The sequence below is a fragment of the Pseudocitrobacter sp. CD920760 genome, from assembly GCF_057782505.1.
In genome coordinates, this window is sequence record NZ_CM173490.1 from 1,518,293 (window position 1) to 1,537,102 (window position 18,810).

Consider the following 18,810-nt stretch of genomic DNA (forward strand, 5'->3'; position numbering starts at 1 on the left):
TTAATGACTTTTACATTCATTAGCAAACGATATCGGAAGCCTGGATACATCTTAGTTGGCGCGAGTGATAAACGATTGCAGTTGGGCTTCGCTCTGCAAACGTTGTTGTAAGGTGCTGGCTTCGCCTTTGCTGCTGAACGGGCCCAGTTGAATACGCCAGACGGCACCGTTCTGCGTGACGCGTCCCGGTACAGAGAACTGCTGGCTCAGGCGCTGTTGATACTGTTGCGCGCGCGCTTGATCGCTGACGGCGCCAACCTGGACCACAAAGTCGCCGGTCGCGGCAGACGCCGCTACGGGTGCAGCGACAGCCGCAGGGGCAGGCGTTGCGGCGGGCGCGGTCACCGGTGCGGCTGTTTGCACGGGTTGGGTTGGCTCGCTGCTTTCCAGCACACCGTTGTTAAGTGGAGTAGGGGCGCCGAGGAAACCGCTGCTGCTGACGGGCGCACCCGCGGTGTCTTCAGGTTTCAGTGTATCGTTGCTGATAGCGCGCACATCGCCCTGCGGCGAAGAGGCTTGCGGAGCCGATGACGCGCTGCCTAACCCGCCGCTCAGATCCGGGCGGCTGGGTAAGGCGTAAGTTTGTTTCGCGACGGTCGTACAGGCCATGCCTGGGCCGGAAAGCGTGCCGTCCTGGGCTACGATAATCGGATCGATACGCACTTTGGTATTGTTTGACGTATTCAAACGATCGGCTGCCGCGCGGGAAAGGGAAATCACGCGATCGTTGCCGTACGGGCCGCGATCGTTAATGCGCACGACGATCATGCGGCCATTCGCCAGGTTGGTGACGCGCGCGTAGCTCGGCACCGGCAGCGTGGGGTGCGCGGCAGTGATTTGCGTCGGGTCAAACGCCTCGCCCGTCGCCGTCAGATTGCTGCCGGGTTCAGCGTCGTAGATAGCGGCAAAACCCGCCTGGCTGAAGTTGGCAGGATCCTGCACGATTTTGTAGTTTTTACCGTCGCGCTGGTAATCCTGGTTTGCGGTGGCGCTCAGCGGCTCAAAGCGCGGATCGGCCCCGCTGATTTCCACTATCGGGCCATTACATACTGCGGGCTGCGGAACGGTGACGGTTTTTTGTTGCACATCATCATTCGAACAACCTGCCAGCAATCCTGCTGCGATGCAGATCCCCAGCCAAAGCTTTTGCATTGAGCACCTCTTAGACGCTTTTCGACAACATTTTTCTGTGGGTATGTATCGACATGACGATACCGAACCCGGCCATCAGTACAATAAGGGCCGAGCCCCCGTAGCTGACCAGCGGTAGCGGAACGCCCACCACCGGAAGAATGCCACTTACCATACCAATATTTACAAAGACATAAACGAATAAAATCAGCATCAGGCCACCGGCCATGACGCGGCCAAAGGTGGTTTGCGCCTGGGCGGCAATCCAGAGCCCACGCATAATCAGCAGCACGTACAGCGCCAGCAGTACCAGAATGCCAATCAGCCCCAGTTCTTCCGCCAGAACGGCGAAGATAAAGTCGGTGTGACGTTCAGGCAGGAATTCCAGCTGCGACTGGGTACCGTGCAGCCAGCCTTTGCCACGCAGGCCACCGGAGCCTATCGCAATTTTAGACTGAATAATATGATAGCCCGCGCCGAGCGGGTCCGATTCCGGATCGAGCAGCATCATGACGCGCTGACGTTGATAGTCGTGCATCAGGAAGAACCACAATATCGGAATAAAGGCGGCGATAAGTACCACGGCGATGCCGATAAGTCGCCAGCTCAGGCCGGAGAGGAACAGCACAAATAAACCGGAGAGCAGAACCAGAATGGATGTTCCGAGGTCAGGCTGCGCCGCGACCAGCAGCGTTGGCATGAAGATCAATATCAGCGCGATACCGGTGTTTTTCAGCGACGGCGGACAGACATCACGGTTAATAAAGCGCGCGACCATCAGCGGGACGGCGATCTTGGCTATCTCTGATGGCTGGAAACGCACGACGCCGAGGTCAAGCCAGCGCTGAGCGCCTTTCGAAATCGCGCCGAAGGCATCGACCGCCACCAACAGAATAATACAGAAGATATAGAGCCATGGCGCCCAGCCTTCGTACACGCGCGGCGGGATTTGCGCCATTACAACCATGATCACCAGACCCATGGCGATCTGGCCGATTTTACGCTCCATCATGCCGATGTCCTGGCCGCTCGCGCTCCAGATGACCAGCGAGCTGTAGGTCAGCAGCGCCAGCAGGATCAGCATCATGGCCGGATCGATGTGGATTTTATCCCACAGCGATTTTTTGTTCGGATTATCCGTCATGTTTATTGGTCCTCCGCCGCCGTTGCGGCCGGATTTTCGGCTGGTAAATCGGTGTTGTTATCGCCAAGCATAATGTGGTCGAGAATTTGACGCATAATCGTCCCCACCGCCGGGCCTGCGCCGCCGTTCTCCAGAATAATGGCAACGGCAACTTTCGGATCGTTGTACGGCGCGAAAGCGGTCATCAGTTTATGGTCACGCAGACGCTCGGCAATTTTATGCGCGTTATAGGTTTCATTCGCTTTCAGGCCGAATACCTGCGCGGTACCGGACTTGGCCGCAATTTTATACGGCGCGCTGGCGAAGTATTTATGCGCGGTACCGTTGCCACGGTTGGCGACGCCATACATCCCGTCTTTGGCGATTTCCCAGAAGCCGGAATGAATATCACCAACTGGCGGTTCATGTGGCTGCTCCCAGGGGATCTGTTTCCCGGCTTCGGTGGTGCTCATCAGCAGATGTGGCACTTTCACCACGCCATCGTTAATCAGGATCATCAGCGCTTTGCTCATCTGAATCGGCGTTGCCGTCCAGTAGCCCTGGCCGATACCGACCGGAATGGTATCGCCCTGATACCACGGCTTTTTAAAGCGTTTCTGCTTCCATTCACGGGTCGGCATATTACCAGAGCGCTCTTCTGCAAGGTCGATACCTGTGTAATGGCCATAGCCAAATTTCCCCATCCACTCGGACAGGCGGTCAATACCCATGTCATAGGCGACCTGATAGAAGAAGGTATCCGCTGATTCTTCCAGCGCTTTCGTCACGTTCAGGTGGCCGTGGCCCCATTTTTTCCAGTCACGATAGCGTTTTTCAGAGCCCGGCAACTGCCACCAACCGGGGTCAAACAGGCTGGTATTGCGGGTGATCACGCCCGCGCTGAGCGCGGATACGGACACGTAAGGTTTCACGGTCGAGGCTGGCGGGTAAACCCCCTGGGTGGCACGGTTAACCAGCGGTGTATTCGGGTCGTTCAGTAGCCCCGAGTAATCTTTGCTGGAGATGCCATCGACGAACAGGTTTGGGTCATAGCTTGGCATGGAAACCAGCGCCAGAATGCCGCCCGTTCGCGGGTCGGTAACCACGACTGCTGCACGGCTGCCGGCCAGCAGCGTTTCAATGTACTGCTGCAGCTTAAGATCGAGCGTCAGGTGGATATCATGTCCGGCCTGTGGCGGCACTTCCTTCAACTGACGGATGACGCGCCCACGGTTGTTGACCTCAACTTCTTCATAACCAGTCTGGCCGTGCAGCACATCTTCGTAATAGCGTTCGATACCGAGCTTACCGATATCATGCGTTGCCGCGTAGTTTGCCAGCTTGCCGTCTTTGTCGAGCCGCTCAACGTCTTTATCGTTAATTTTTGAGACGTATCCAATGACGTGGGTGAGGGCGGATCCAAACGGATAATAGCGGCGTTTATAGCCTTTCACTTCCACGCCGGGGAAGCGGTACTGATTCACCGCAAAGCGCGCAACCTGAACTTCTGTCAGGTTGGTTTTCACCGGGATAGACGTAAAGCGATGCGAGCGCGAGCGCTCCTTTTTGAAATTGGCGATATCATCATCGTTGAGATCGACCACGCCGCGCAGCGCTTCCAGCGTGTCCTGCACGCTGTCGACTTTTTCCGGCATCATCTCCAGTTGGTAGATGGTGCGGTTGAGCGCCAGTGGGGTACCGTTGCGATCGTAGATAATGCCGCGGCTTGGCGCTATTGGCACCAGCTTAATGCGGTTCTCGTTGGAACGGGTTTGATAATCGGTAAAACGGACGATCTGCAGATTATAGAGGTTAGCGATCAGCACGCCGGTAAGCAGCAAAATCCCCGTAAAGGCGACCAGCGCCCGGCGCACAAACAGCGCAGACTCAGCCGAATAGTCGCGAAAAGAATTCTGTAGTTTCATTCGCTGCTTAATTTACCCTGGTCATCATTACTCGCGGTGGTAAGGGTGGTTAGTGGTGATGCTCCACGCCCGGTACAGGCTCTCGGCGACCAGCACGCGCACCAGCGGGTGCGGCATCGTCAGATTCGAAAGCGACCAGCTCTGTTCAGCGGCGGCTTTGCAGGCCGGAGAAAGCCCCTCAGGCCCGCCAATCAGCAGGCTGACGTCGCGGCCATCCTGCTTCCAGCGCTCCAGTTCGACCGCCAGATGCGGCGTATCCCACGGTTTGCCGGGAATATCGAGCGTGACAATGCGATTTTTACCGGCGGCGGCGAGCATCAGCTCGCCTTCTTTATCGAGAATACGTTTGATGTCCGCATTCTTACCGCGCTTGCCGGCAGGAATTTCTACCAGTTCAAACGGCATGTCTTTCGGAAAACGGCGCAGATATTCGGTAAACCCGGTTTGTACCCAATCCGGCATTTTGGTGCCGACGGCGACCAACTGCAGCTTCACAACTTAACTCCAGAGCTTTTCCAGTTCATACAGGCGACGGCTCTCTTCCTGCATGACGTGGACAATCACATCGCCTAAATCGACAACAACCCAATCGGCGACGTTTTCGCCTTCCACGCCCAGCGGCATTAAGCCCGCAGCGCGAGATTCCTGAACAACATGATCGGCGATAGACATGACATGACGGCTGGACGTGCCGGTGCAGATCACCATGCAATCGGTGATGCTGGATTTACCGTGAACGTCGATAGCCACGATGTCCTGACCTTTCAGGTCATCAATTTTGTCGATTACAAAATCCTGGAGTGCTTTACCCTGCAAGTGTGTTCCCCTTGGGTGTGTGAAGAAAATAGTCGTAGAGCCCGACAGTATACCCGAACTGAAGGCGTTGTCGGGACAAATGTCACCGGACGGGTCGTAAGGCGGGCTATCATCCCATTCATTAATAACGAATGCATCGCCATTTTTGTAAAACAATTTTTGCCAATAGCTGCATCTGGAATGATTCTGGCTGCGGAGAATAACAGTCTGTCGCCGGGTGTCAATGGCTGCGCCGGACGCGGCGGTAGAAATCGGGATTATCCCGCTTCCGGCTGCCAGCGCGCGCGGCTATTGAGGACGCGAAGCGTGGTAAACGTGGGCGTAAACTCAATCACGCTCCATGCGCCCTGGTCGATGCGAAAATGCCACATTGCCGACGACGGCATCTTCAGTAAAAGTGCGGTCAAAAGGCTTAGCACACCCTGATGACTGACCAGCAGCAGGTTCTGATAATCGAGCTCGGGAAGCCTGTCGATAAAGACATTAACCCGCGCAGAGAAAGCCTGGAAGCCTTCGCCGTTGGTGGGGATAGCATTCTGCCAGTCGTTACACCAGGCGTCATAATTGGCTGCGTCTTCAACAACCAAATCACGGTGATGGCGCATCTCCCAGTCGCCAAAAAACATCTCATTGAGCTGCGGGACAATTTCAGGTTGCAGTGGGCTGCTGCCCAGCAGCAGGCGCGCCGTTTGCTGCGTACGTTCCAGTTCGCTGCACATCACATGATCAAAAGGCACCTGTTGCAGAAGCGTACCGAGCGTTTCGGCTTGCCCGATGCCTTTTGCCGTCAGCGGGGTAGGCGAGTGGCCGGAGTACAGCCCATCGACGTTTGCCTGGGTTTCTCCGTGACGAACCAGCCAGAGTTTCATTGTGTTTCTCCCTGAATCAACAAACTGAAGTAAGATACTGCTTTTTGGCGGAGAAGTATCATGGCTAAGCTTACCAGCACCCACGGCGGTAACATTCGCGAGGCGGCGCAACTGCTGGGCATTGAACCCGCTTTGCTCGTTGATTTTAGCGCGAATATCAATCCGCTGGGTATGCCGGAACCGCTCAAACAGGCGCTAATGGCGCAAATTGGCGTGGCGGAACGCTATCCGGATGTGGAGTATCAGCGTCTGCATCAGCAACTGGCGGCGCACCATGATGTTCCCGCTGAGTGGATTCTGGCCGGTAATGGCGAAACGGAGTCAATTTATACGCTGGCGCAGGGGCTCCAACCGCAGCGAGCCATGCTGGTGACGCCGGGGTTTGCGGAATATCGACGCGCGCTGGCGCAGGTCGGTTGTCAGATCAGCGAATTTTCCCTGTGCGAAGAAGAGGGCTGGCAGCTTACCGAGCGCTTACTTCCGGCCCTGACCGCTGAGCTGGATTGCCTGTTTCTGTGTACGCCGAATAACCCGACCGGGCTTTATCCTGACGCATCATTACTGGCGGCGATTGTTGAACGCTGTCGGGCGCTGTCGATAACGCTGGTGGTGGATGAGGCGTTTCTCGATTTCCTTCCTGATGAACCAGGGCTGATCCCGCACCTGGAAAATAACCCGCATGTTTGGGTGCTGCGCTCGCTAACCAAATTTTATGCCATTCCGGGGCTGCGTCTGGGGTATCTGCTGAACAGCGACGCTGACGCCGTGGCGCGAATGCGTCAGCGCCAGATGCCCTGGTCTATCAATGCGTTTGCCGCGTTGGCAGGTGAGATGGTCCTGCACGACCGCGCGTATCAGCAGGCAACCTGGCAGTGGCTGGCGCAGGAACGCGATGGTTTGCTGACGCAGCTGCGAGGCTTTTCCGGGCTTACGGTCTGGGAAGGGCGTGCGAACTACCTGTTCTTACGCTGTAATGTTCTGGGTCTGGATTTACAGCAGGCGCTGTTGATGCGCCATGTACTCATCCGCAGCTGTGCGAATTATCCGGGGCTGGACGGGCGCTATTACCGTGTGGCGATCCGCAGTCGGGAAGAAAACGCCCGACTGTGCCAGGCGTTGAATGAGGTATTTAGCGGTACAAGCCCTGCTGCATGATGTATTCCAGCACTGGCGCGGGCATCATTTCGTCGCAGGATTCGCCGTTTTGTAATCGCTCGCGAATAATGGTGGCGGAGATATCAAACCACGGCGTCTCGGCGAGGAAGATTTTCCCCGCAGGCTGTTCGTGCAGATCTTCCGAACGTAGCGTCAGCCGATCATCCAGCCACTGCTGATGTTCCGGCTGTTGCATGGTCATCGGATAACCGGGGCGACGCGTGACAATCAGATGCGCGTTCTCAAGGATTGTTTCGTACTGGTGCCAGGTGGGAAACGTCAGCAGGGAGTCCTGGCCGATAATAAACGCCAGCGCGGCTTCAGGCCCTTCTTCCTGACGCCACTCCTGTAACGTTTGCGCCGTATACGACGGCATGTCACGGCGCAGCTCACGTTCATCCAGTACAAATAACGGTTTATCGGCAATCGCCAGTTCCACCATATGTTTGCGCTGGTCGCTGGTGGCTTCCGGCTGCGGGCGGTGCGGCGGCACGTTATTCGGCATAATAATAATGCGCGATAACCCTATCTGATTTGCCAGAATTTCTACCGGCTTCAGATGACCATAATGAATGGGATCGAAAGTACCGCCAAACAGTGCCTGGAGCTTTGTCATATCATCCGTCAATAAATACGTCGGCTAAGGCTTTATGGCAAAGCAGTAGCGACAGGCTTTCCAGTTCAGCCCAAACAGACTGACCGTAATCCTGCTTCAGAGTAAGTTCCGCCTGCGTCAACAGGGTGACCGCCTGGCGTAGCTGATTGCCGCTCAGACGATTAATGGCGTCGCCAACCAGACCACGGCGATTCTGCCAGACGCGATGTTTATCAAACAAGGCGCGCAGCGGCGTGTGAGCGCTTTGGCGCTTCAGGTTCACCAGTAATAGCAGTTCGCGTTGTACGGTACGCAGCAAAATGACCGGCTCGCTGCCTTCAAGCCGCAACTGTTGCAGGATGTGCAGGGCGCGTTTACTTTTTCCCGCCAGCAGGGCATCGACCCAGTGGAAGGGCGTAAAGTGCGCCGCATCATTCACCGCCTGCTCTACGCGCGGCAGTGTCAGTTTACCGTCTGGCCACAGCAGTGATAAGCGCTCCAGCGCCTGCGACAGCGCCAACAGGTTACCTTCGTAGCAGTAACACAATAGCTGGCTGGCGGGTTCATCTAACTGAAGATTCAGCAGTTTCGCGCGCGTCGCTAACCAGCGGGGAAGCTGGGCTTGCTCTGGCGTCTGACAGCTTACCTGAACGGCATTGCTGGCAAGTGCGCTCACCCAGGCCGCATTTTCCTGGGCTTTGGTGAGCTTATTGCCGCGAATAATGAGCAACAGATCGTCATGCAGCAGCGAAACCAGGCGCGTTAGCTGTTCGTTGATGGCGGCGTTCGGGCCATTTTCCGGCAGCAGCAGCAGCAGCGTCTGGCGGCTGGAGAACAGGCTCAGGGCCTGGCTTAGCGAGAAGATCTCGTTCCAGTCGGTGCTGGCGTCGAGTGAAAAGGTGTGATGCTCGATAAAGCCCTGTTCAGTGGCCGCATGGCGCACGGCGTCCTGGCTCTCCTGAAGCAGCAACGGATCGTTACCGAGCAGCAGATACGCCGCGCGCAGCCCTTCAGAGAGCTGCGCGCGGAGTTGTTCCGGATACAACCGAATCATCAGTTACCCAGAGTGGTGGAGACGCGGCCAGGACCAATCGGCGATTCTTCCGCCATTGGAACGGTATCTGGCGCCGTTTTACTGTCGGCGATGTGTACGCTCGGCAGTTTACGGATCAGCTGTTCAGCCGCCTTATCGTACATTTCGTTGATGATAATCGTCTGCTCGGCATCTTTCGCCAGAGCGCGCTGCGGGTTATCGAAGAACGAACGGTACACTTTGGTCGAGATCGGGAAGATATCCTGACCCGGGATCAGCACCGACGCACGCACGGTTAATACCATCTGGTATTCCGCCGTCTGGCCGTTCTGGAACACGGATGCCGTATCTTTCGAAATGCCGGAGCTGATAATACGCAGCGACGGCACATCTTTACGCAGAGTGCTGTCTTCCAGCAGGGTGATGTCGTTCAGACGCAGCTGATTACGCACCGCACGGCTTAACGGGCCGTTCGGATCGCCAGACTGGAAGATCATCGTTTTCATTTCGCTGGGAACCTGCGTAGTACTACGCAGGTGCCAGCCGCATCCGGCGGTGACGAGCACCGCCAAAGATAACAACAGAGTTGTCAAATATCGCACGCTTCCTCCCGCGCTTAGCCCACGACCAGGTTAAGGAGTTTACCCGGCACGTAAATCACTTTACGCACGGTAACGCCATCAAGGTATTTCGCGACCAGATGTTCCTGGCCTGCACGTTCACGAACCTGTTCTTCGGTTGCGTCAACGGCCACGGTGATTTTACCGCGCACTTTACCGTTCACCTGGACGACGACCAGCGTGGTGTTTTCCACCATCGCTTTTTCGTCAGCCACCGGCCACGGTGCGTTGTCGATATCGCCTTCACCGCCCAGTTCACGCCACAGGGTGAAGCTGGCGTGCGGAGTGAACGGGTTGAGCATACGCACAACCGCCAGCAGCGCTTCCTGCATCAGGGCGCGATCCTGCTCGCCTTCCACCGGCGCTTTCGCCAGTTTGTTCATCAGCTCCATGATCGCCGCGATAGCGGTGTTGAAGGTCTGACGACGACCGATATCATCGGTGACTTTGGCGATGGTTTTATGAACGTCACGGCGCAGAGCTTGTTGATCTTCGCTCAGCGCATCCACGTTCAGCGCCGCAACCGGGCCCTGAGAGGTGTGCTCGTAAACCAGTTTCCAGACACGTTTCAGGAAGCGGTTAGCCCCTTCCACGCCGGATTCCTGCCATTCCAGCGTCATATCCGCCGGGGAAGCAAACATCATGAACAGACGAACGGTGTCTGCGCCATAGCGCTCAACCATCACCTGCGGGTCGATGCCGTTGTTTTTGGACTTGGACATTTTGCTCATGCCGGTATACACCAGCTCATGGCCTGCCGCGTCCTTCGCTTTCACGATACGACCTTTGTCGTCACGTTCAACGATAGCATCAACCGGGGAAACCCAGTTACGCTCGCCGTTCGCGCCAACATAGTAGAAGGCATCAGCCAGAACCATGCCCTGACACAGCAGCTGTTTAGCCGGTTCGTCAGAGTTCACCATGCCGGCATCGCGCATCAGTTTGTGGAAGAAGCGGAAGTAGAGCAGGTGCATGATGGCGTGTTCGATACCACCAATGTAGATATCCACCGGCAGCCAGTAGTTGGCCGCATCGGAATCCAGCATGCCTTCCTGATACTGCGGGCAGGTGTAGCGCGCGTAGTACCATGAAGATTCCATAAAGGTGTCAAAGGTGTCGGTTTCACGCAGCGCAGGCATGCCGTTAACGGTGGTTTTCGCCCACTCCGGGTCAGCTTTAATTGGGCTGGTGATGCCGTCCATAACCACATCTTCCGGCAGGATAACCGGCAGCTGATCTTCAGGCGTTGGGATAACGGTGCCGTCTTCCAGTGTTACCATCGGAATCGGCGCGCCCCAGTAACGCTGACGGGAAACACCCCAGTCGCGCAGACGGTAGTTCACTTTACGTTCGCCCACGCCCATCGCGGCCAGTTTGTCGGCGATGGCGTTAAAGCCGTCTTCATAGCTCAGCCCGTCGAATTCGCCGGAGTTGAACAGGGTGCCTTTTTCGGTCAGTGCTTGCTCGGAGAGGTCCGGTTTCGAACCGTCTGCCGCCAGGATAACCGGCTTGATGTTCAGACCGTATTTGGTGGCGAACTCATAGTCGCGCTGATCGTGACCCGGAACGGCCATGACGGCGCCGGTGCCGTATTCCATCAGAACAAAGTTAGCCGCCCAAACCGGAATGGCTTCGCCGGTCAGCGGATGAATCGCTTTAAAGCCGGTATCGACGCCTTTTTTCTCCATGGTCGCCATATCGGCTTCGGCCACTTTGGTGTTACGGCATTCATCAACGAAAGCCGCCAGCGTCGGGTTGTTTTCAGCAGCCTGTTGCGCCAGCGGATGACCCGCAGCGACGGCCAGGTAAGTACAACCCATAAAGGTGTCTGGACGGGTGGTGTAGACGGTCAACTTATCGGCGTAGTCATTTACGTCGAAGGAGATTTCCACGCCTTCGGAACGGCCAATCCAGTTGCGCTGCATGGTTTTCACCGTGTCAGGCCAGTGGTCCAGCGTATCCAGGTCGTTCAGCAGTTCGTCAGCGTAAGCGGTGATTTTGATAAACCACTGTGGGATCTCTTTACGCTCAACTTTGGTATCGCAGCGCCAGCAGCAGCCGTCGATAACCTGTTCGTTCGCCAGGACGGTCTGGTCGTTCGGGCACCAGTTGACCGCAGAGGTTTTCTTGTAGACCAGGCCTTTTTTATACAGCTCGGTGAAGAATTTCTGCTCCCAACGGTAATATTCCGGGGTACAGGTCGCCAGCTCGCGGCTCCAGTCATAGCCGAAGCCCAGCATTTTGAGCTGGTTTTTCATGTAGGCGATGTTGTCATACGTCCACGGAGCCGGTGCCGTATTGTTTTTAACCGCAGCACCTTCTGCCGGCAGACCGAACGCATCCCAACCAATCGGTTGCAGTACGTTTTTGCCCAGCATGCGCTGATAACGGGCGATCACGTCACCGATGGTGTAGTTACGCACGTGGCCCATGTGTAGTCGACCAGAAGGATAAGGAAGCATCGACAGGCAGTAATACTTCTCTTTGCTCTCGTCTTCAGTTACTTCAAAGGTACGCTTCTCGTCCCAATGTTGCTGGACTTTCGATTCTATCTCTTCCGGGCGGTATTGCTCTTGCATGGCAGCCAGTGGTCCTGTTTTCAATACAGCTACAATGTAGCCAATGGATGTGGTAATCAGATCCGCATAGCATAGCCCAAAGCGCATCGTCAAAACAGCCTTTCACACATTATGGCGGTGAAAAGCCCGGACACTGATTTACGAACTCTGTGGGGTAGCTGACAGAGTAGTAAAGAAATAAGGTCTATTATAAGAGTAGGTTAACTGCCCGGGAGAGGAAACAATGAACAAGGTTGCTCAATTTTACCGCGAACTGGTGACGACGCTGACCGAACGTCTACGCAACGGCGAGCGTGATATCGATGCGCTGGTGGAACAGGCGCGTGCGCGGGTTGCTCAGACCGGCGAGTTAACGCGAACCGAGGTGGACGAACTGATTCGTGCGGTCAGGCGTGACCTGGAAGAGTTCGCCATGAGCTACAGCGAAAGCCAGGACGACGAAGAAGACAGCGTATTTTTACGCGTCATCAAGGAGAGTATCTGGCAGGAGCTGGCGGACATCACCGATAAAACGCAGCTGGAATGGCGCGAAGTCTTTCAGGACCTCAATCACCACGGCGTATATCACAGCGGTGAGGTGGTAGGGCTTGGCAATCTGGTGTGCGAGAAGTGTCATTTCCACCTGGCGGTGTATACGCCGGATGTACTGCCGCTGTGCCCGAAATGCGGGCATGACCAGTTCCAGAGAAGGCCGTTCGAGCCGTAAGGATTTGTGCCGGATGCGCTACGCTTATCCGGCCTACAATATGGCTTCTCCGTAGGCCCGGTAAGCGAAGCGCCACCGGGCGTTTATCAATGGTAAAACGCTAATCTTTCCGCCAGCAAATCCACAAACCCCTGACGATCCACATCCACCATCACCTGCGCGTTCGGTTTATTGCCGGTGAGGAAATAGTAATCCACAACGGTCATGCCCTGGGTATATTTGCCCTGTGTTTCCACGCCAACCCAACGTTCCACGGTGGTAAACAGCTCGGGTTTCAATAGCCAGGCGATGGTGCACGGGTCATGCAGCGGCGCGCCGACAAAACCCCATTTTTCATCTTTGTGATATTCGAGGAAGAAGTCGAGCAGCTCGGCAACGATGGTGGAAATCGGGTTACCAATGGCGCGGAATCGCTCTGTATCTTCGACGTGAATCTGTGCTTTGTGTGTGACGTCCAGCCCCGCCATCACCACCGGAATGCCGGACTGGAAGACGATTTCGGCGGCTTCCGGGTCAACGTAGATGTTGAATTCTGCGGCTGGCGTCCAGTTCCCCAGGCTCATGGCGCCACCCATAATCACGATTTGCGCGATCTTCGCGTGCAGTTCCGGGTGGCTGTTGAGCAGCAGAGCGACGTTGGTTTGCGGGCCGGTGGAAACAATCGTGATCGGTTCTGCACTTTCACGCAGCGTTTTGGCCATTAACTCCACGGCGGTGCATGTCAGTGGGGCAAAACCGGGTTCCGGCAGCGCCGGGCCATCAAGACCGCTTTCTCCATGCACGTTATCGGCAATAATCAGCTTACGCATCAGCGGTTTAATCGCTCCGCCTGCCACCGGAATATCGGGGCGCTTCAGCAGTGTGAGCATGCGCAGCACGTTACGCAGTGTTTTGTCCGGCGTTTGGTTTCCGGCGGAGGAGGTGATGGCTTTGACATCCAGTTCCGGGGAGGCAAGAGCCAGCACGATGGCAATAGCATCGTCGTGTCCTGGGTCGCAGTCGAGAATGATCGGGGTTGCCATAGTTACTCCTTGTCTGGTCAGGCATTTTTTGCGACAAGGTTAGCGCTGCATGGCAATGCATTCGAGGGGATATGCAGAAAAGCGTGAAGCGGCGCGCACTCTGAAGCGCGCGCCGAAAAGATTAATGCAGAATTTTCGCGAGGAAGTCTTTGGCGCGTTCCGATTTCGGGTTGGCGAAGAAGGCCTCTTTCTCGGAGTCTTCAACGATTTTCCCTTCATCCATAAAGATCACCCGGTTCGCCACTTTACGGGCAAAGCCCATTTCGTGAGTCACCACCATCATGGTCATGCCTTCGTTGGCCAGCTCAACCATAACGTCCAGTACTTCGTTGATCATCTCGGGATCGAGCGCTGAAGTCGGTTCATCAAACAGCATCGCCACCGGGTCCATACACAGGGCGCGGGCGATCGCCACACGCTGCTGCTGGCCGCCGGAAAGCTGAGACGGGAACTTGTTGGCGTGCGCGGAAAGCCCCACGCGCTCCAGCAGTTTCAGGCCTTTTTCGCGGGACGCTGCTTTGTCGCGCTTCAGCACTTTTACCTGCGCCAGCGTCAGGTTTTCGATAATCGATAAATGCGGGAACAGCTCGAAATGCTGGAACACCATCCCAACCTTTGAGCGCAGCGTGGCGAGGTTGGTTTTTTTATCGTTAACCTGAATCCCGTTCACCAGGATCTCACCTTTCTGTACTGGCTCCAGGCCGTTAACGGTTTTGATAAGCGTCGATTTACCCGATCCTGACGGGCCGCAAACCACCACCACTTCACCCTTTTTCACTTCGGTGGAGCAGTCGGTCAGCACCTGAAATTGACCATACCATTTAGAAACATTTTTCAGGGTAATCATTGAACTGTCCTTCTTTTCAAGTAGCTGACCAACAACGAAGCACTCAGGCTAATCACAAAATAAACGGCGCCGGCAAACAGGATCATTTCGACCTGGGTTCCGTCACGCTCACCGATGGTGGACGCGGTACGGAAGAAATCGGCAAGACTTAAGACATACACCAGCGAGGTATCCTGGAACAGGACGATCCCCTGGGTGAGCAGCAGCGGCACCATCGCGCGGAACGCCTGCGGCAGAATGATGAGCTTCATCGACTGCCAGTGAGTCATCCCGAGCGCCAGTGCGGCGCTGGACTGACCGCGCGAAATACTTTGAATACCGGCGCGGATAATTTCCGAATAGTAGGCGGCTTCAAACATCGAGAACGCCACCATCGCGGAGATCAGGCGGATATCGGTTTTCGGCGATAGCCCCAGCACATCCTGCAACAGCCCCGGCACAATGAGGTAAAACCACAGCAGCACCATCACCAGCGGAATGGAGCGGAAAACGTTAACGTAGGTTTTGGCAAACCAGGAAACGGGCGCGAAGGTTGACAGGCGCATCACCGCAAGGATGGTGCCCCAGACAATACCGACGATCACAGCCGTTACGGTAATTTTCAGCGTCACCACCAGCCCGGCAAGCAGATAGGGCAGGGAAGGAACGATAGAACTCCAGTCAAACTCGTACATTAATTGCCTCCCATATTGCCCGGCAGGCGAACTTTACGTTCCACCAGGGTCATCACCAGCATAATGAAGGCGTTGATCAAGACATAAGCAAGGGTGATAGCGGTGAACGATTCCCAGGCATGCGCCGAGTAATCCAGCAGTTTGCCTGCCTGCGCGGCCATATCGACCAGGCCGATGGTCGAGGCGATGGCGGAGTTTTTCACCAGGTTCATCATCTCTGAGGTCATCGGCGGCACAATCACGCGGTAGGCGTTTGGCAGCAGCACATAACGGTACGTTTGCGGCAGCGTTAAGCCCATCGCCAGACCGGCGTTTTTCTGCCCGCGCGGCAGCGACTGAATCGCCGCACGCACCTGCTCACACACGCGTGCCGCGGTAAATAGGCCAAGACAAATCATCGATGAGAGGAAGAACTGAATGTTAGGGTCCAGCTCTGCTTTAAACCACATTCCCAGATCTTCCGGCAGCAATTCCGGCACCACCAGGTACCAGGTAAAGAACTGCACGATCAGCGGAACGTTACGGAAGAGTTCAACATACAGGGTGCCGATCCCCGAGAGGAAGCGGTTGGGGACGGTACGCAGGATGCCGAACAGGGAGCCAACGAAGAAAGCGATAATCCAGGCGGTAATCGACAGGGCGACGGTGACCTGAAAACCACTCCATAGCCAGCCAAGATAGGTGGTGTTGCCGAACGGGGCTTGCTGCAGAAAGATCCCCCAGTTCCAGTCTATTGACATAAATCTACTCCAGAAAAAAAAGGGTAGCAGTGCTACCCTCGAAGATTGGTGAACGGCGTACTGCGATATTCGGGCCCGGCGGGGAACGACCGCCAGACCTGTAGTCTGTCCGTGCTATTCAACAATCGAGAGGGCAGGTAGTCCCGCCCTGGTTGTTATAATTAGTTCAGAGCTTTGTCATTCGGTTCTTTAAACAGGGCCTTCATTTCGTCAGACAGTTCAAAGTTCATGTTCAGGTTTTTCGGTGGGATTGGGTTTTTGAACCACTTCTCAAACCATTTTGCTGACTCACCGGAGGTTTGCGCCTGGGCGATGGTGTCATCCATCAGCTTTTTGAAATCCGGGTCGTTTTTACGCAGCATACAGCCGTAGGCTTCCTGCGACTGCGGCTTGCCGACGATTTCCCAGTTGTCTGGTTTCTTCGCTTTCGCGCGCTCACCGGCCAGCAGGGCATCATCCATCATAAACGCGACCGCGCGACCGCTTTCCAGGGTACGGAAGGAGTCACCGTGGTCTTTGGCGCTGATGATGCGCATATCCATTTTCTGTTCGTCATTCAGCTTGTGCAGCAGAATTTCAGAGGTGGTGCCGGAAGTCACAACAACCGCTTTGCCTTTCAGATCCGCGAAGTCTTTAATGTCGCCGCCTTTTTTGGTCAGCAGACGGGTGCCGACGACAAAGATGGTGTCAGAGAAAGCCGCTTGTTTCTGGCGTTCGAGGTTGTTGGTGGTAGAGCCACACTCGAAATCGAAGGTGCCGTTTTGCAGCAGCGGGATACGGTTCTGAGAGGTGATAGGAATCAGTTTCACCTGAAGGTCAGGCTTGTTCAGCTTCTTCTTCACGGCTTCAACGATGGCGTTGGAGTAATCCTGAGAATAGCCGACCACTTTTTGCTGGTTGTCGTAGTAAGAGAACGGAACGGAAGATTCACGGTGCCCGACAACGATTACGCCGTTTTTGGCGATTTTGTCCAGGGTGCTACCTGCCGCCGGTGCATCTTCTGCGTGAGCCAGCCCGGCGCATAATCCCATCGCCAGCATAGCAGCGGTCAGTTTACGTAATTGCATATCCAACTCCTTTATCCTCTGCGTCATCGACGCATAGATACCCATAGTGATGTTTGTGTTGTTATCGTCTGCAATTTCAGCGTGCAGCGTTATCTGTGTTTGTTAACATTTAGTGTGGCTTAATGTAAAGAATTTGCTGATTTATTGTTTATTTTTGCGAACTGCTCCGCACCGTTTTGAGGCAAAAATCGCAGATTGCACTAAAGAGGTGCTACCGGTGATTCGTTTTGGTGCTACCAGGTTGCGCTCATGCAGAATTCGTTACTGCCTGTATTTATTAAGCAATTGGCGTGCCAGAAAAGGCAGAAAAGGAGAGTGGTAGGCCGGATGGCGCTAACGCGTATCCGGCCTGAAACGTGGGGGATTATTTTTTACGCTGACGCAAACTCATCACCAGCGCACCAAAGCCAAACAGCGCGGTGAGCGCCCACAGCGGCCAGTTGCCGGTACGTGCATACGGCGTTAAGCCGGTTGTTGGCGTCACGGTGGTGGTTAATACCTGACGAGTAAACTGCGGGATCATCGCCTGAATCTCACCCTGCGGGCCAATCACGGCGGTGATGCCGTTATTGGTGCTGCGCAGCAACGGACGTGCCAGCTCCAGCGAACGCATGCGCGCCATCTGGAAGTGCTGCCACGGGCCGATAGACTTACCAAACCACGCATCGTTAGAGATGGTCAGCAGGAAGTCTGTATCCGGACGGAAGTTATCGCGTACCTGCTCGCCGAGAATAATCTCGTAGCAAATCGCCGCTGTCAGCCTCAGGTTGTGCGCCAGCAGCTGCGGCTGAACATATGCGCCTCGGCTAAAGGACGACATCGGCAGGTCAAAGAACGGTGCCAGCGGGCGCAGAATCGATTCCAGCGGTACAAACTCACCAAACGGGACCAGGTGGTTTTTATTGTAGCGATTCTTTGATTCGTAGCTGTACGGGCTATCTTTACCCAGCGTAATGATGGTGTTGTAGGTGTCGTAACGGTTCTGTTTATTCAGACGCGCGTCAACGATACCGGTCACCAGCGTGGTGTCTTTCGAACGTAGCAGGTCGTCCATCATGCGCAGGAAGTTCTGCTGATTAATTTCGAGGTCCGGGATAGCGGATTCTGGCCAGATAATCAGTTGCGACTTGCCCATCTCCGGCTGCGTGGCATCGAGATAAATTTTCAGCGTATTAATCAGCTGATTTTCATCCCATTTTAATGACTGCGCGATATCGCCCTGTACCAGAGAAACCTGCGTCGCGCGTTGTGGTTCAAGTTGATACCACTGAATGTAACGCAGCGGGAAGGGCAGCGCGAAGAGCACGATGGCGATAACCGCCGGACGCCAGTTGCGGGTACAGGCAGCAAGCACCAGCAGACCGCTGACCGACATCAGCAGGAAGTTGATCGCTTCCACACCCATAATAGGCGCAATGCCTTTCAGCGGGCCGTCAATCTGACTGTAGCCAAACTGCAACCATGGGAAGCCGGTCAGCACCCAGCCGCGCAGGAATTCAGTGATTTGCCACACCACAGGCGCAGCAATGGCGACACGTATCCAGGTCGCTTTTGGCCACAGGCGCGACAGAATACCGGTAAACAGCCCGGTATAAAGTGACATGTAAGCGGCGAGTAACGCCACGAGGAAGACGTTCACCGGGCCAGGCATACCGCCAAACTGGGCGATACTGACGTAAATCCAGTGAATGCCGGAGCCGAACAGTCCCAGCCCCCAGAAGTAGCCAATCCAGGCGCTTTGCAGTGGGCGGCGATTGAATGTGAGCCCCTGTAAGCCCATCAATGAGATGAGCGCGGCAGGCCAGATATCATAAGGAGAAAAAGCCAGCGTTCCGCTGGCTCCGAATAACAGCGCCAGCAGTAAGCGCACGCGCTGGCGTTCAATAAGAGAGGCAAATACCATTTAGG

The 18,810-nt window shown here is 55.5% G+C and carries 18 protein-coding genes; 2 read left to right on the top strand and 16 right to left on the bottom strand.

The window, feature by feature from the left end:
* Positions 1-51 precede the first annotated feature (51 nt).
* From rlpA to AC1MKH_RS06860, 6 genes are all read right to left on the bottom strand, one after another.
* Positions 52-1,152 carry an endolytic peptidoglycan transglycosylase RlpA gene (gene rlpA, locus AC1MKH_RS06835; RefSeq protein WP_276218438.1) on the bottom strand — a complete coding sequence of 367 codons (1,101 nt, stop codon included), beginning with the start codon at positions 1,150-1,152 and terminating at the stop codon, positions 52-54.
* 10 nt (positions 1,153-1,162) lie between these two features.
* Complete coding sequence (gene mrdB / locus AC1MKH_RS06840) at positions 1,163-2,275, bottom strand: peptidoglycan glycosyltransferase MrdB (protein WP_015965383.1); 1,113 nt, start codon at positions 2,273-2,275, stop codon at positions 1,163-1,165.
* 2 nt (positions 2,276-2,277) lie between these two features.
* The gene (gene mrdA, locus AC1MKH_RS06845; protein ID WP_276218435.1) at positions 2,278-4,179 is read right to left on the bottom strand and encodes a peptidoglycan DD-transpeptidase MrdA; all 1,902 of its coding nucleotides are present in this window, start codon (positions 4,177-4,179) and stop codon (positions 2,278-2,280) included.
* Between the two features lie 27 nt (positions 4,180-4,206).
* The gene (gene rlmH / locus AC1MKH_RS06850; protein WP_108473933.1) at positions 4,207-4,674 is read right to left on the bottom strand and encodes a 23S rRNA (pseudouridine(1915)-N(3))-methyltransferase RlmH; all 468 of its coding nucleotides are present in this window, start codon (positions 4,672-4,674) and stop codon (positions 4,207-4,209) included.
* 3 nt (positions 4,675-4,677) lie between these two features.
* Positions 4,678-4,995: a ribosome silencing factor gene (gene rsfS / locus AC1MKH_RS06855; protein WP_041686290.1), complete on the bottom strand. Its 318-nt coding sequence runs from the start codon at positions 4,993-4,995 to the stop codon at positions 4,678-4,680.
* A gap of 257 nt (positions 4,996-5,252) precedes the next feature.
* Positions 5,253-5,864, bottom strand: coding sequence for an adenosylcobalamin/alpha-ribazole phosphatase (locus AC1MKH_RS06860; protein WP_276218431.1), 612 nt, complete (start codon positions 5,862-5,864; stop codon positions 5,253-5,255).
* A gap of 60 nt (positions 5,865-5,924) precedes the next feature.
* Here AC1MKH_RS06860 and cobD point away from each other — a divergent pair, with 60 nt between their 5' ends.
* Positions 5,925-7,019 (top strand): threonine-phosphate decarboxylase CobD, encoded by a 1,095-nt coding sequence (gene cobD / locus AC1MKH_RS06865; RefSeq protein ID WP_276218430.1) that lies wholly within the window; start codon positions 5,925-5,927, stop codon positions 7,017-7,019.
* Here cobD and nadD read toward each other — a convergent pair.
* Genes nadD through leuS form a run of 4 tightly spaced genes read right to left on the bottom strand, consistent with a single transcriptional unit; the run spans position 6,994 to position 11,846 of the window.
* Complete coding sequence (nadD, locus tag AC1MKH_RS06870) at positions 6,994-7,635, bottom strand: nicotinate-nucleotide adenylyltransferase (RefSeq protein ID WP_276218428.1); 642 nt, start codon at positions 7,633-7,635, stop codon at positions 6,994-6,996. The two genes, cobD and nadD, sit on opposite strands and share 26 nt — an antisense overlap.
* A 1-nt stretch (position 7,636) precedes the next feature.
* Positions 7,637-8,668 (bottom strand): DNA polymerase III subunit delta, encoded by a 1,032-nt coding sequence (holA, locus tag AC1MKH_RS06875; protein WP_276218425.1) that lies wholly within the window; start codon positions 8,666-8,668, stop codon positions 7,637-7,639.
* The gene (gene lptE, locus AC1MKH_RS06880) at positions 8,668-9,249 is read right to left on the bottom strand and encodes an LPS assembly lipoprotein LptE (protein ID WP_108473928.1); all 582 of its coding nucleotides are present in this window, start codon (positions 9,247-9,249) and stop codon (positions 8,668-8,670) included. The genes holA and lptE overlap by 1 nt, the downstream gene beginning before the upstream one ends.
* Before the next feature lie 14 nt (positions 9,250-9,263).
* Positions 9,264-11,846 (bottom strand): leucine--tRNA ligase, encoded by a 2,583-nt coding sequence (gene leuS, locus AC1MKH_RS06885; protein ID WP_276218422.1) that lies wholly within the window; start codon positions 11,844-11,846, stop codon positions 9,264-9,266.
* Positions 11,847-12,069: 223 nt separating this feature from the next.
* Between leuS and AC1MKH_RS06890 the strand changes: the two genes are divergently transcribed.
* A complete protein-coding gene (locus tag AC1MKH_RS06890; RefSeq protein WP_231828195.1) occupies positions 12,070-12,552 on the top strand; it encodes a zinc ribbon-containing protein in 483 nt (160 codons plus the stop codon).
* Between the two features lie 86 nt (positions 12,553-12,638).
* On the opposite strand, the gene rihA is transcribed toward AC1MKH_RS06890, so the two are convergent.
* The 6 genes from rihA to lnt all read right to left on the bottom strand — a co-directional run bounded on the left by rihA (position 12,639) and on the right by lnt (position 18,805).
* The gene (gene rihA, locus AC1MKH_RS06895) at positions 12,639-13,574 is read right to left on the bottom strand and encodes a pyrimidine-specific ribonucleoside hydrolase RihA (RefSeq protein WP_276218419.1); all 936 of its coding nucleotides are present in this window, start codon (positions 13,572-13,574) and stop codon (positions 12,639-12,641) included.
* Positions 13,575-13,695: 121 nt separating this feature from the next.
* Positions 13,696-14,421: an amino acid ABC transporter ATP-binding protein gene (locus AC1MKH_RS06900; protein ID WP_276218417.1), complete on the bottom strand. Its 726-nt coding sequence runs from the start codon at positions 14,419-14,421 to the stop codon at positions 13,696-13,698.
* A complete protein-coding gene (gene gltK / locus AC1MKH_RS06905; RefSeq protein ID WP_231828187.1) occupies positions 14,418-15,095 on the bottom strand; it encodes a glutamate/aspartate ABC transporter permease GltK in 678 nt (225 codons plus the stop codon). Before gltK ends, AC1MKH_RS06900 begins: the two co-directional genes overlap by 4 nt.
* Positions 15,095-15,835, bottom strand: a complete 741-nt coding sequence (gene gltJ / locus AC1MKH_RS06910; protein ID WP_276218415.1) for a glutamate/aspartate ABC transporter permease GltJ — start codon at positions 15,833-15,835, stop codon at positions 15,095-15,097. Before gltJ ends, gltK begins: the two co-directional genes overlap by 1 nt.
* A 161-nt stretch (positions 15,836-15,996) precedes the next feature.
* Positions 15,997-16,902 (bottom strand): amino acid ABC transporter substrate-binding protein, encoded by a 906-nt coding sequence (locus AC1MKH_RS06915; RefSeq protein WP_149464386.1) that lies wholly within the window; start codon positions 16,900-16,902, stop codon positions 15,997-15,999.
* Between the two features lie 364 nt (positions 16,903-17,266).
* Entirely contained in the window at positions 17,267-18,805 is a 1,539-nt protein-coding gene (gene lnt / locus AC1MKH_RS06920; protein ID WP_276218411.1) for an apolipoprotein N-acyltransferase, read from the bottom strand.
* Between the last annotated feature and the right edge of the window lie 5 nt (positions 18,806-18,810).